Origin of the sequence: Sphingomonas sp. VDB2 (assembly GCF_047946695.1) — a bacterium.
GTDB lineage: Bacteria > Pseudomonadota > Alphaproteobacteria > Sphingomonadales > Sphingomonadaceae > Sphingobium > Sphingobium bisphenolicum.
In genome coordinates, this window is sequence record NZ_CP159615.1 from 3,535,274 (window position 1) to 3,549,062 (window position 13,789).

The window sequence follows — 13,789 nt, forward strand, 5'->3', positions numbered from 1 at the left end:
GGGGGTGTGAAAAAAAGAATAGCGGGTTATCTTTTTCTCCGTACCTTCGAAAAAGAGTTTTGCCCGTGTCTCTCTACTCCATGGCCCGCATTAGCCGCCAAACGATCCTTGAGCTTGAAATGGCGGAAAGGCACGCCCGGCGCGGCGATGAACGGTCGCAAGCACGACGCGTACGTGAGGCGCCACCCTTAACTTGGTTACCGACCGGCGTGAGCGAGGATCCGCTGGCTTACCGTGCGTTGTACGCCGCCCATGTCGATGGCGCCTTCATTCCGGCCGGCAAGGGCAAGGCGCTACACCTTTTGGTCAAATTCCCTGAAAGTGTGCCAGTGGAAACCACAGCCGACGCCGAAGCCGCTCTGAAGCTTGCGGTCGACTTCGCTCAGCGTCTTTTCGGCGGGGACGCCGTGTTCGCCGCCCGCATGGACCGCGATGAGAGATCGCTGACCAACGCTGATCTGTTTTTGGCGCCGCGCTATATCAAGAAGACCAAGCACACGGAAAAGATGGCGATCAGCCTGTCCAGACATTTGAAGCTGATGGCGAAAGAGCAGCTTGGGCCAATTAAGGAAGACAAGGATATCCTGCGCCAGCAAGGTCGTGCTCTGCAGGACGCTTTCGCGCAATTCCTGCGCGAACGGGGGTTTCAGGCAATCCGTGGCCAAGCGAAAGCAGGCCCGGAACCCGATTGGAGTTCACCGGAAGCCTATGCTGCTGCCACAGATCGCAAGATCGCGGCAGCAGATCGGGAGGTCGCCGCGCAGGATCGCGCGGAAATCGAGGGTCGTCTTGCCGATCAAGAACATGGTCTTGCCGATAAGGCTGCTGGCCTTGTGAAAGGGCTCGAAAATGCCCGTCAGATCGGAGGAGACATGATCGCGGATAGTATCGCCGAAGCTGCTCGGATCGGTGATGCTGCCCGAGAAGAGGCCGATATGATCCGAAAACAGGCGGAGGCAGAAAAAGAGCGGCTGCTGGATGCGGCCAGAAAACAGAGTGAGCAACTCGCCCAAGCGATGCGCGACCAGGCGCAAGCTGACGCCGATGCAATGGCACTGAAAGCGGATCGCGCGCGCGAAGAAGCAAAGGCAGCATCGCTCGCGGTCAGACTGGCGAATGATGAGATAGAAGAAGCGCAGCGAAAACGCGACAAAGCCATTGCCGAAGAACGCGCGGCACAAGCTGCTACCGCAGCAGGACAGGCGGATGCGGAGATCGCGTCGCGCCAGCTTGCCCTCGTTAACCGGGCGCTGGACGATAACACCTTAGAACTGCGGCCAGACGATAGTGAGCGCGGCATCTGGATGAATGAAGCTGCCATGGATAGGGCGGAACGTGAAGCCTATCGAGCGCGATGGGTTTCTTGGGTGCGCGCCGCCGCTCGATCGGCCGCCATGGCTTTGGCGAAGACCCGCGAGATAGTCGTGGCTGCAAAGACCGAAACGGAGCGTATGATCGCTTCCATGAAAGCGAAACTGGCAGACGATAGCGCAAAGCTGGCAGCAGAGCGGACAGCACTGAGCGCGAGGCAGGTCCAGATAGCGCTCGATCAGAAGGCGATGAAAAAGCAACAGGTGCTGGTGACGTCATACCTTCAGGTGTGGGAAGCCATTCCGCCAGATCGGCGATCGCCGGAAGTCAACGCCGCGGTTGAACGTACCAGCGGCCTGCAACAGCAGGCTATGAGCTTGTCGCCTAAAACCGTCAGCCAGTCCAAGGGGCGGCCGTCGGAATTCGATACTTCGACGCAGCAGGCAAAGGATCGTGGTCGCGACGAACGACACTGACAACTGGTCACGACCAATGCCGGCCGTTCAGATCAGACATCGCCAACGCCAGTTCTGACAGAAGCTGGCGATCAGCCTACAGGTGGCAAGCTGACAGCTTTGCGTCCGAAATAGATGCCCGCTGCGATATCGCTCTGAAACACATGTCAGCGTTGAGCGTCCAGCTTCCGCCAGTTCGGTATATGCATTGTCATTATCGCTTGGAAGAGACGACTATGAATCGGATAGCGCAAGTGAAGCAATTCGTGGACGATCACGAAATCCCTGAACTCTGGTTCCCTGTCCGCTAACTCCATTGCCAACGTAATGACGCCAGCAGACGAACATGATCCCCATTTCCGCCTCATAGGGTAAACCCGCACGATCCGCGGATTGACCTTCAACTTCACCGACCATCGAATAACGCGCATTTTTAGGTCGATCGCGCCGCCTTCCTGTATCACGACAGTAGCGACTGCATGATCAAGTCCACGATCCGGGTCCGATCCTCATCATTCAGGTCGAGAAGCGGGAGATAAAGCGCGCCGCGTAGCCGCCTGCGTTCATCGTCGTTGAGCAGCGCGTTAGGGTAGCGCGTACGAAGTTCATCGATTAGACCGGCGACTTGCCGCACATCGATGTTGCCGCCAGTCAGCGCGGGATCGTCGCGAAGCGCAATCATGACGCCGAATGCATCTGCTGACAGGCCGCTTGCCTTGGCCTCCGCAAGCAGCACCTCTTTCTCCGCCGCCAACGCTCCGAGCAGATCAATCGCTGCCAACCCTGTAACATTCCGGCTTTCCATGTCTTTTAGAATGCGCTCGGCGCGGTCCTTGAGCGGCTGGAGGATCGGCGCGTTGGCCTGATCGTCATCCACTTCCTTTTGCAAGCCGCGCACGAGGTTGAACACCTTGCCCTCATCGCTACCCTTGCTGTCGCGCAGGGCGTCGAGCGTCTTCACGTCGAATGTCACGGTCTTGGTGAGATTGCCCAGCCCTGACTGTTCTGCGTTCGCTTCAACAAGCCGGCGCGTCTTATAGGCAAGATCGGCAACGAACCCGACCTGATCGGCATAGGCGTTGCGCACCGTCGCGTAGAGCTGCGCTAGCCGTTTGAATGTCGTGATATGATCGACAAGCTCTGCTGAGGGGGACAGGATTTCCCACAGGCTCTCGATGTCCTTGTAAGCCTCGAAAAACGCCTTGCGCGGTTCCGGGTCGAGAAATTTTCCGTAAACCAGCGCCTCCAACCGCTCGTCGGCCGCGCCGCCTTCGCCCGCATCAAGATATTCGGCCTTTGCCGTTACGATCTTCGCGAGGAAATCGGCCAACAGCAGGTCGAGGTCCTCGATCACCCCGCTGACATCCTCAGAGTCGAACTTGAGCGCTTTCTTGAGATCGCGCAGCACACTGACGAAATCGACGACCAGCCCGATCGGTTTGCGCACGCCCTCGCCATCAACATAGGGCCGGTTCACGCGGGCGATCGCCTGCAACAGCACATGGTCGCGCATCGGCTTATCGAGATACATCGCATAGAGGACCGGCGCATCATATCCGGTCAGCAGCTTGTCGGTGACGATCAGGATTTTGGGCTCTTCGGCAGCCTTCTTGAACAGCAGCCGCACATCGGATTCCCGCTCATCGCTGAGTTGCAGAGCCGCCACGTCAGGACGCTCGACCACATCATTGACGTTGCTGGTATAGATCGCCTCTGACCATTCAGGAGGCAGATGCTTGTCCAGCTCCCGCTTGTACTTTGCGCAGGCTTCCCGATCGACCGCGACCACAAACGCCTTGTAGCCCAACGGCAGCACGTTCTCGCGGAAATGGTCGGCGATAAATTTGGCGACGTTCGCCACACGCTCATCGGCCTTGAGAAATGCGCGCAAACCAACGGCCCGATCAAGAACGCGGTTCAATTCCTCAATGTCGCTAATGCCCTCCGCTTCGGCCAAGGCGAAGAACTCGCGATCAAGCTGCTCCAGCGGCACGGTCATCGTGCTCGGTGCCATGACGTGTTTGATCGGCAGGGTGGTCTCGTCGTCGATCGATTCCCGAATCGAGTATTTGTCGAGATAACCACGCTCGTCCTCGGCACCGAAAATCTTGAACGTTCCTTTTCCGCGCTCGGTGTCAGCAATGGGCGTGCCGGTGAAGCCGATGATCGTCGCGTTCGGCACGGCCCCCATCAGATAGGAACCGAGATCCTTCGCCACCGACCTGTGGGCCTCGTCGATGAACACGTGGATGTTGGAGCGGTCGGCGCTGCCCTTGTTGATCCCCTCGAACTTGTGGATCATCGCGATCACCAGCCCGCGAAAATCGGCATCCAGCAGGGCTTGCAGGTCATCCTTCGAGTTCGCGCGACGGGTGGCGATGTCCTGCTTCTGCATTTCGCCCAGCAGGCGCTCGACCCAGCCCTTCAACTGCCCTTCAAGCTCGGTCCTATCGACAACGAGGATCACCGTCGCATTGTCGAACCGGTCCTTATCTTCGAGAATCAGCCTGGCGGCAGTCAGCAGGGTGAAGGTCTTGCCCGACCCCTGGGTGTGCCATACCAGCCCGCGCCGCTTGTCGGTATCGGCGCAACGCGCGACGACCGCGTCGATCGCCCGGCGTTGGTGCTGACGCAGGACGGACTTCCGGGTTTCGTTGTCTTCGACATAGAACAGCACCCAATGCTGGAGCGTGCGGAGGAAATCGGTGCGCTCGAAGAACGCCTGCACCGCGAAGCGATAACTCTCGTCGCGCGCTTCCTTCCACCGCGCGATAAACCGCCGGTTGGCGTTCCATGTCACGCCGTACCAGTAATCGATCAGGTGGGTGACGTTGAACAGTTGCGGCGCGCCGAGCAATTCGGGCGTCTCCGCCTCATAGCGCCGAAGCTGCACGATGGCGCGCTCCATCGCGTTGCCGTCTTTGGGGTTCTTGTGCTCGACGATGGCGACCGGCAGGCCATTGATCAGGAACAGCACATCGGCGCGATTACCTTTGCGGGCGGGCGGCTTGAGCGTCCATTCCCATGTGACATGAAAGGCATTGCCGGCAACATCTTCGAAGTCGATCAGCGTCACGCGGCGGTGTCGCTTTTCGTTCTCGTCATACCAGCTCTGTTCACCGCGCATCCAGCCGAGCATTGTCCGGTTGCCCTCAATTGTTGCGGGGATGGCGTCGAGCGTTTCGAAGATTGAGCGCACGGCGTCCGAGGTCAGCCACGGATTGAACCCGGCAATCGCGCTTTCCAATTCGTCGCGCAGGAACATCGCCGCTTCGCTGCCGCGCTTGGTGCGGGCGTCATCCGGCGTCAGTGCCGTCCAGCCGATTTCTTCGGCATGGCGCACCATCGGGAACTGCACCGAGCCGGCTTCGGAGATGGCAAGGTCGGTCATGCGGCCACCCTTTGATTGGCTTCGAGCGCGGTTAGATCGAGATCGGCAATACGGATTTCGCCCGTCACCAGCTTGTGGAGCAGAGACCGGAACAGTTTTTCGAGAAGGGTCCGCTTCCGTTTGTGCAGGTCCATCTTGGCGTCGATGGCGTCGAGGGTGGCAGTTATGCCGCTGATTTCGTCAGGGTCCGTTGGACAACCAATTTTGAAGCTCTCAAGGTCGTCAAGGTTCAAGGTCATTGTCCCGTGCGCAGATGGCACAATGCGCGAGAGTAGCGCATCCTTTCGGTTGTAGATTGCCGATCGCAGAAACGCGCCCGTGACTTCACCCTTAGAGATAAGCGCCTTCAAATCCTGATTGAACGCCATCGGCCGTGATATCCGAGCGACAGGCAAGTCTTTCGCAAGGCCCATTCCACGAACCAAGATCAGTACAGCATCGGCGGGAGCGATCTTGCTTCCGGCGGCTGCTCCTTCCGCGCTGATGTGGTCAATGGCATCATCCAACGTGGGCTTCTTTAGGTCCTTGCCAGACACCCAAGGTAGGTCGCCATTCCAATACTCGGCGACGCTCTTGCGAGGCGTCCCACCGGACGAAATCGTGCAAAGCTCCAAAAGAGTCTTGATCTCCCAACTTTCCGGCACCGAGCCGATCTCACTTTCCTTCTGCGCCTCGCCCCGCAATCCGCGTGCGAACAACTCCCGCATAGCGGCGCGTTTAAGCGCGTCGAGGCGATCCAATATCACAACCTCTGCGTCGATGCCGTTATCGACTGTATTCAAGCACCGCCCGATTAGAACCTGTTCATCAAAGCCAGGAAGTTCTAGGGTACTCTCCTTCAATTGCTTAAAGTGTCGGTTGTAGCCGCGAGACGGCAAGGGGATCGCTCGGCACGCATAATAGAAATAACGCGGGTCAATACCCGCCTTCGGCTTGAGAAGCTGTGTTCCGTCAGCACCTCTCACAAATGGGAAATCAACGTACTTAAAAGCACGGGTATGATCGCCGAATACGATCAGCGGCAAGACATCAGAAATCAATCCCCTATCATCATCGGTCCACCCAGCGATAAAAGCCTGACCCTGATCAATAATCGGATAAGTGCCCTTGGACCGGTATCGATCGGTGGTGAGCTTTGGTGCAGCACCAACTGCGACACGGTCCAAGCAGTCGGCGACTGTAGTCATAAGGGGATCAGCCATCAGCCTGCCCCTTCGCCAAAGGGGCAAGCATCTTCAGCAACGCGGGAGTGGTTTTCACATCGCTTGCATGGAGCGTCTCGATTTCCTTGAGCAAATCGACAATCGATCCGGTGTCTTGCGTGCCCGCCTGACCAGCCCAGCGGCTTGGACTCAAGTTGTAATCTGCTTCCTCGGCTTGCGCCGTGTCGATCACGGCCACCTCACCATCTACCGGCTCGCCGCCAACGAACAGCCGCGCAATCCCCTTCACCGCCTCATCTGGCAGGTAGTTCTTCGGCTTGCCCTTCTTCACCCGCTTGCTGGCGTTGACGAGGACGATCTTGCCCTTGCGCGCCTCGGGCTTGCGCTTGTTGAGCAGCACGATGATCCCCGCCGCGCTGGTGTTGTAAAACAGATTATCGGACAGCAGGATCACGCCATCGATCAGGTCGCGATCGACAAACCATTTGCGGATGTTGCGCTCGCGGTCCTCGTTCTTCGATCCCGATCCGCGCGTCACCGCGCCAGTATCCAGCACGACCGCCGCGCGTCCGTTGGGCTTCATGCAGGCCAAGGTATGCTGCAACCAAGCCCAGTCGCCCTTGCCGGTGGTTACGCCGCCCGCCGTGCGGAAGCGATCGAACGGGTCAGCCGCAAGCCGCTCCGGGTCGAACGGCTGGTTCCACATCGGATTGGCAACCACGATGTCAAAGGCGCGGATGTCGCCTTGTGCCGTCTTGAACTTGGGGTTGATCATCGTGTCGCCGCGCGCGATTTCAATCGCCATATCGTGGATGATGCCGTTCATCTTGGCGACGGCGAAGCTCTCCGCCTGCAACTCCTGCCCATAGAGCTTGAGCGGCACCTTGCTGAGCGGATCCAGCTCGCGGCACACTATTTGCTGCTTGATCAGCAGGCCCGCCGAACCACAGGCATAGTCATGCACTTCCTCGCCGGGGCGGGGGCGCAGCAGATATGCCATAAGGAAGCCGACTTCGGTCGGCGTGAAAAACTCGCCAGCGCTCTGTCCCGATCCTTCGGCGAACTTGCGCAGCAGATATTCATAGGCGCGACCGAGGAAGTCCGGCTCAACATCCGCAAGGCCAAGCCGATAGCGCGGATCGGAGAACGTCTCGACGACCTCACGCAGCTTGGCGGGGTTGATGTCACGCTCGCCATTCCGTTCGACGGCGAAATCGACGACGTTAATTGTGCCGTCGAGGTCGGGGTTCTGCTTGACGACCGCACGGATCGCCTTGGTCAGATGCTCCCCGATGTCGCGCGGCGCCTCGTCCTTTGGCCACTCGAACCGTTCCCGCCCGCTGATAATCGCCCAACGCGCCTCTGGCGGCATATAGAAGCGCACAACGGTATGATCGGCGGCGGCAATTTTCAGCGCCGTCTCACGGCTCCCATAGTCCTCTGCCAGCCGTGCAATCTCATCATCGAAGACGTCCGACAAGCGCTTGAGGAATACCATCGGCAGCAGATAGTCCTTGAACTTCGGCGCGTCCTTCTCTCCACGGATCGAACAGGCAGCATCCCAAAGCATCTGTTCCATCGACTTGGTAGACGGAGCCTGCCCAGCGACTCGACGCCCACGGCGACCAGGGGAGGCAATTACCGGGAGGGGTGCAGCGTCGTCGCCGACATCAAGCCCAGCTTCCAACGCCAGCGCCCGAATAGCTTCGCGCGCAGCCTTTTGCGGCTTGTTCTGCTCATTCTCCCAACGGTTTACCGTGGCGAAAGACACGCCCAGCCTCTCAGCGAGCTGGTCCTGAGTGATCCCCATCATATCGCGGATTGCACGCAGCATTGCGGACGAACTTGATATATTTGTCATGTTTGTTATATGATCACAGTGCTTGCACAGGTCAAGCCGATCATGAAGCAGGAGCGCTCGCATGACGAAAAAATCGCAGACTATATCGATCCGATTGCTTCGCGACAGCAAGGAACCGGCAGACGGCGTCCGGGCGGGCGTTTCCTTGGAAGCTTGGGACAAGCTGGAAGGTGCGCAAATCGCTCTCGATACGATCGGGGGCGGCGCGCCGAAGTGGTCCAAGTTCCTTGAGCTGTCAGATGCACAGAAGGCGGCGCTCACCAACTTGACGGCCTACGGGCTGGTGTTCTTGCCCGCGGCTGGACGGTGGTTTGCAGTTTCTTTCGGTTTGGGCCACGTAAAACTAGACCCGGACGCATTTGAACAAGACTTTGGGCTGCGGGTGGTATTGAACACAGTTGACCCTGACAAGTTGCGCAGCGCTGATGTCCGGACCCCGGACGAAAACACAACTTCCCGCCGCACACAGACTGCACGTCGTTCCGACCAGACGGCATTCAGCATCGATATCGAACGTGACATTGTGCGCGGCCTTGCTGGCGAACCTAAGGATACCAACTTCGCCTCGCGTGTGGCTGGCAGCGATGGTTTGACGTTGACCAAAGAAATGGGCGTCGCCGACTTGCCGCAAATCTGCGCTGATGCCTTCGGCGCGTTCGGCAAGACCGATTACAAGGCGAATTTCGCGTGGATCGACCAAATCAAGCATGTGCGCGATAAAGAAACAATCGAGTTGCTTGATGCTGCACTGGTCGCTGCGTTGAGCGCAAGTTTGACAGGCGTCATCCCAGACACCCTGCATCTAGCTTATCCCGTAATCTACGACCCTGAGAAGGCACGGCATATCCGCTATAAGGGATTCAGCTGCTCCAATGTCCACACGGATTTGGAGATCGTGGGCTATGTATCGGACTTGCGCGAAAAGGCGCTGCCATCCTTTGAGCCGGGCTTTCTCGCCACGCACAAAGTCTGTGAAGTGAATGCCGAGGGCAAGGACGAGGGCCAAAGCTGGCGCATCAAGGAGTGCCTTGTTTACGAGACGGACCTGAACGGCGAAAAATATGTGCTGTCGGCCGATCGCTGGTACCGGATTGATACTAACCTCGCTGCCGAAGTTTCGGCCTTTTTCGCTGGGATCACGTCCCACGTCTTGCCGCCCGCACTGGCAAACGAAAACGAGGAAAAGTATAACAACCGGATTGCGACTGGCGGCCACAACATGCTTTGCCTTGACCGAAAACTGGTGAAGCCAACAGGTGCATCTTATTCGATCGAGGCGTGTGATTTCCTTCAAGACGATGGTGCAATGATCCACATTAAGGATCAAACCTCGTCATCGCGGCTTAGCCATCTTTTCAATCAGGGCACTGTTTCAGCTCGCGTTATGAAGATGGATGGAGCGTTCCGCGATCGGCTGCGGACAACAATTGCGGGTCAAGAAGTGGCGCTCAGTTTGACGGGCTACCAGGCGCTGGTGACCGACTCCGTGACGCCTTTCAGCGAAGGCGCACATCTGATAGTGTATGGAGTAATCTGTTCAGGTGTCAGCGCAGGCACGAACCGCCTTCCGTTCTTCAGCCTTGTGACCTTCAGGCAGGCCGCAAATGAACTGCGGGCACTTGGTTACAAGTGCGCCTTTGCGTGGATCGCCAAGCCAGCATCCACAACAACCAAGACTAAGCGGACGCCTAAGGCTCCGCCGACACTGGCGGCAGCGGCCTAAGTATATGGAAAGGCAACTGCTCCGCAGCGTGACCGATACCTCCTTGCATAGCGGGGCGCCTGCGAGCCGGTCGGTCTGCAATCGCCCCAAATCTCTGTCGTTCTGCCCTTAGGCTCGGGCAGAAGCTGGATGCCGATTTCTGGACTGGCTTTCCGCTCGACCAAGTTTCGGGGGAGCGGCAGGAGTATCCCAGCGATCTCGGTTTAGGCCGCTATCGAAGTGGCTGGATTGAAGAAATCCAGGTTGTCGATTGTGCCAACACGCTGTAGCAAACGGGTGTGCAGCCGTCGGCTGTGCGCCAGTATTTTCAAGGCTTTGTAGGGCGTGAAAATTTGGCTGGGGCTCCTGCCGCCCCAGCCAGTTTTCTCTCAAACTACCGCAAAACCTGAACTTTCGGATGGCGGCCTGCGGACTTCAGCCGTCATGCCCGCGACATTGGACGAAGTCATCAACTGTCGGCGCCGCGGGCCTTTGGGCCGCAAATCCGTCTTCCAGTCATAGGCAACGCTTCGTCGGCCTGTTTCGCACGGATGGTTCGAATAATCGCTTGGGTTGATGCAAGCGGTCCAAACGATGCTATAGTCGCTGGTAAAGGGGCGCTGATGCGAATTGTCATTATCGACGACAGCGGGTTGCGCGCGACCGTGCTGGAGCAAGGTCTGCGAGACGCCGGCTATGACGACATTCACATCGTTCCGCCCCGCGGCGCCTTTGTCGCACGATTGGAACGTATGGCCCCTGATGTCGTGCTGATGGATCTTGGCAGTCCCAGCCGCGACACTCTGGAGGAGATGCTGATCGTCAGCCGCGCCTTGGCCCGTCCTATCGCCATGTTCGTCGATCAGTCGGACGAGGCCATGATCGGTGCCGCAATAGATGCGGGCGTTTCCGCCTATGTGGTTGACGGTTTACGCAAGGAGCGCGTGAAGCCTGTGCTGGAACTTGCGGTCCGGCGCTTCAACGCCTTCGCCAAGATGCAGGCCGAACTGAACGAGGCCCGCACGGCGCTTTCCGAGAGGAAAATTATTGATCGGGCCAAGTCGATCCTGATGAACCAGCGCAATCTCTCGGAACAAGACGCCTATGCGCTGCTGCGATCGGGAGCAATGAATCAGGGGAAGAAGATTGTCGACGTGGCGCAGGCGCTGATTACCGCGAGCGACCTTCTGGGAGGGGGCATATGACGACGACAGTGAAGATCGCCTTCCTGCCTTTGAATGACGCCGCCGTGCTGGTCGCCGCGCGCGACATGGGATTTGCCGAAGCCGAAGGCCTGGATTTGGAGCTTGTGCGGACGACCAGTTGGGCGACACTTCGCGACCGCCTGGTATTCGGACAGGTCCATGCCGCGCAAATGCTGGCGCCCTTGGCCATTGCGGTGACTTTGGGGCTGAGCCAGCAGCCCGCCGCCTTGGCCGCTCCTTACAAGCTCAACGTCAACGGCAATATGCTGGTGATGGCGACCGATTTTGCCCAGGCGCTCGACCAGAGCGTGGCGGCGCGGCTGGCCGATCCATTGGGCACGGCGCATGATTTCGCAGCGGCGATCGGCCTTTGGCGGCGTAAGCCGATCATCGGCGTGGTCCATCGCTTTTCCAGTCATTCCATGATGTTGCGTTATTGGCTGGCAAGTGCGGGCATCGATCCGGACCGGGATGTGGTGTTGCGCGTGCTGCCCCCATCGTTGACGGTCGAAGCACTGCGCGCGGGCGAGATTGACGGCTTCATCGCGGGGGAACCCTGGGGTAGCGCGGCCGTCGAAGAAGGCCTGGCGGAAACGGTGGCGATCGGCGAACGCATCTGGCAGCGCGGGATAGAAAAGATACTGGCTTTTCGCGAAGCCTGGCTGGAAGACAATGCAGAAACGGTCGACCGCCTGTTGCGGGCGTTGGCGCGCGCGGCTGTCTGGTGCGATAATCCGGCCAATCACTCGGCATTGGCTGCCTTGCTCGCCAATCCACGCTATGTCGATCAACCGGCGGAGTTGATCGGTCGCGCATTGAGCGGCCAGATTGTCGCGCGTTCGGGGGAGGCGCCAATCGCCCATCCTGACTTCATGCTTTTCGCACGCGAAGCAACGTTTTTCCCGTGGCGCAGCCAGGCCCTTTGGATATATTCTCAGCTTGTGCGCTGGAAGATGGTCGAGCATTCGCCCGACAATGCCGCAAAAGCAGGCGCGGTGTTCAGACCGGACATATTTCGCCGTGCACTCGCCGAAAGCGATGTCGCCATGCCGGGCGCCAGTATGAAGCTGGAAGGGGCGGTGAATCTGCCATTGGCGGTAGGATCACGGCGGGGCGAATTGACGCTGGGGCCGGATCGCTTTTTCGATGGGCGTGTGTTCGACCCGGAAAAAATCGACGAATTTTTGGCCGGCTTCGGAGCGCCACGCTGAATTGACGTGGAATTTTGTGCCTTGCAACATGGCGCGAATCACGAGATAAGATAGCCGTCGCGCGACGAAGCGCGCTTATCAGGGTGCGCCGTCCCAATGATGGGATCGCCATTCTCATCATATCTCGCAGCAAAGCCGCTGACCGGATTCATCCAATGGGTGACGTCCGGCCTGCGGCTTTTTTCGTGTCCATTTTCCGCATATTGGGGAGCGTCATATGGCTACCGCTTATTGGGATCGTGAAGAAGGAGGCGCATCGCCCGCCGTCGCGACAAGCTTCTGGAAGGCCGGCCACACGCCGACCTTGATCGCCGCCTTTCTGTATTTCGACCTTGCCTTCATGGTGTGGGTGCTGCTGGGGCCGCTGGCGCCCATGATCTCCAAGACATTGATGCTGACTCCGGCGGAAAAGGGCCTGATGGTCGCCACGCCGACCCTTGCGGGCGCGTTGCTGCGCGTGTTCAATGGCCTGCTGGTGGACCGGATCGGGCCGAAGCGGTCGGGTGCGATCAGCCAGATCATCGTCATCGTCGGTTTGTTCAGCGCCTGGGCGATGGGTGTCAACAGCTTCGGCGGGACGCTGATGCTGGGCGTTATTCTGGGCTTTGCAGGGGCCAGTTTCGCAATCGCGCTGCCGCTTGCCAGCCGCTGGTATCCGCCCGAGCATCAGGGCAAAGCCATGGGCCTTGCCGGAATGGGGAATTCGGGCACGGTTCTGGCATCGCTGTTCGCGCCGATGCTGGCCAAGGCTTTCGGCTGGAACGCGGTCCTGGGACTTGCCTGTATCCCCCTCTCGATCGTTTTCGCGGCCTATATGGTCATGGCCAAGGACGCGCCGAACCCGCCCGCCCCCAAGAAGCTGATCGACTATTTCCAGCCGCTTGGAAATGCTGATGCGTGGTGGCTGATGGCCTTTTATGCCGTCACCTTTGGCGGCTTCGTTGGCCTGGCCGCATCCTTGCCGATATATTTTACGGACCAGTTCGGCCTGACCCCGATCGTCGCAGGATATTGCACCGCCGGTTGCGTTTTTGCAGGATCGCTGGTCCGTCCGTTGGGCGGCGCGCTCGCCGACCGGATCGGGGGCGTGAAGACGTTGACGATGGTCTATATCGTCGCCGCGCTGGCGCTGGCGGGCGTCGCTTTCGCAACGACGCTGGTGGGCGCGCTTGGCTGTTTTGTCCTTGCCATGCTGGCGCTCGGCACGGGCAACGGCTCGGTATTCCAGTTGGTGCCGCAGCGATTTCAATCCGAAATCGGCGTGATGACGGGGCTCGTCGGCATGGCCGGGGGTGTCGGCGGCTTTTATCTCGCAAGTTCGCTGGGCATAGCCAAGCAACTGACGGGCAGCTTTTCGTCAGGTTTCCTGATCTTCGCGGGGTTTGCGATGATCGCGGTGCTGAGCCTTACCCTGGTGAAGGCCAGGTGGCGCGCCACCTGGACCAGCGGCGCGCGTATCTGACTGTAGAGCATGGACGGCGGCCCATCGC

Annotated in this window: 9 protein-coding genes; 5 read left to right on the plus strand and 4 right to left on the minus strand. The window is 59.1% G+C overall.

The window, feature by feature from the left end:
- Positions 1 to 65: 65 nt before the first annotated feature.
- Positions 66 to 1,787, plus strand: a complete 1,722-nt coding sequence (locus ABT375_RS17670) for a hypothetical protein (protein WP_416463503.1) — start codon at positions 66 to 68, stop codon at positions 1,785 to 1,787.
- A gap of 146 nt (positions 1,788 to 1,933) precedes the next feature.
- Here ABT375_RS17670 and ABT375_RS17675 read toward each other — a convergent pair whose 3' ends face one another.
- From ABT375_RS17675 to ABT375_RS17690, 4 genes are read right to left on the minus strand one after another with little or no spacing between them, the layout of a single operon-like run.
- Positions 1,934 to 2,197, minus strand: coding sequence for a M48 family metallopeptidase (locus ABT375_RS17675; protein ID WP_120252119.1), 264 nt, complete (start codon positions 2,195 to 2,197; stop codon positions 1,934 to 1,936).
- Positions 2,198 to 2,226: 29 nt separating this feature from the next.
- Positions 2,227 to 5,157 carry a type I restriction endonuclease subunit R gene (locus ABT375_RS17680; RefSeq protein WP_416463504.1) on the minus strand — a complete coding sequence of 977 codons (2,931 nt, stop codon included), beginning with the start codon at positions 5,155 to 5,157 and terminating at the stop codon, positions 2,227 to 2,229.
- Positions 5,154 to 6,359 carry a restriction endonuclease subunit S gene (locus ABT375_RS17685; protein WP_416463505.1) on the minus strand — a complete coding sequence of 402 codons (1,206 nt, stop codon included), beginning with the start codon at positions 6,357 to 6,359 and terminating at the stop codon, positions 5,154 to 5,156. Before ABT375_RS17685 ends, ABT375_RS17680 begins: the two co-directional genes overlap by 4 nt.
- Positions 6,352 to 8,154, minus strand: a complete 1,803-nt coding sequence (locus ABT375_RS17690; protein ID WP_416463506.1) for an N-6 DNA methylase — start codon at positions 8,152 to 8,154, stop codon at positions 6,352 to 6,354. The genes ABT375_RS17685 and ABT375_RS17690 overlap by 8 nt, the downstream gene beginning before the upstream one ends.
- A gap of 88 nt (positions 8,155 to 8,242) precedes the next feature.
- Between ABT375_RS17690 and ABT375_RS17695 the strand changes: the two genes are divergently transcribed.
- The 4 genes from ABT375_RS17695 (at position 8,243) to ABT375_RS17710 (ending at position 13,761) form a co-directional block, all read left to right on the plus strand.
- Positions 8,243 to 9,904, plus strand: a complete 1,662-nt coding sequence (locus ABT375_RS17695; protein WP_416463507.1) for a DUF6119 family protein — start codon at positions 8,243 to 8,245, stop codon at positions 9,902 to 9,904.
- Between the two features lie 602 nt (positions 9,905 to 10,506).
- Positions 10,507 to 11,088 (plus strand): ANTAR domain-containing response regulator, encoded by a 582-nt coding sequence (locus ABT375_RS17700; protein WP_261936779.1) that lies wholly within the window; start codon positions 10,507 to 10,509, stop codon positions 11,086 to 11,088.
- Positions 11,085 to 12,299: a CmpA/NrtA family ABC transporter substrate-binding protein gene (locus ABT375_RS17705; protein WP_416463508.1), complete on the plus strand. Its 1,215-nt coding sequence runs from the start codon at positions 11,085 to 11,087 to the stop codon at positions 12,297 to 12,299. Before ABT375_RS17700 ends, ABT375_RS17705 begins: the two co-directional genes overlap by 4 nt.
- Before the next feature lie 217 nt (positions 12,300 to 12,516).
- Positions 12,517 to 13,761: a nitrate/nitrite transporter gene (locus ABT375_RS17710; protein ID WP_416463509.1), complete on the plus strand. Its 1,245-nt coding sequence runs from the start codon at positions 12,517 to 12,519 to the stop codon at positions 13,759 to 13,761.
- Positions 13,762 to 13,789 lie beyond the last annotated feature (28 nt).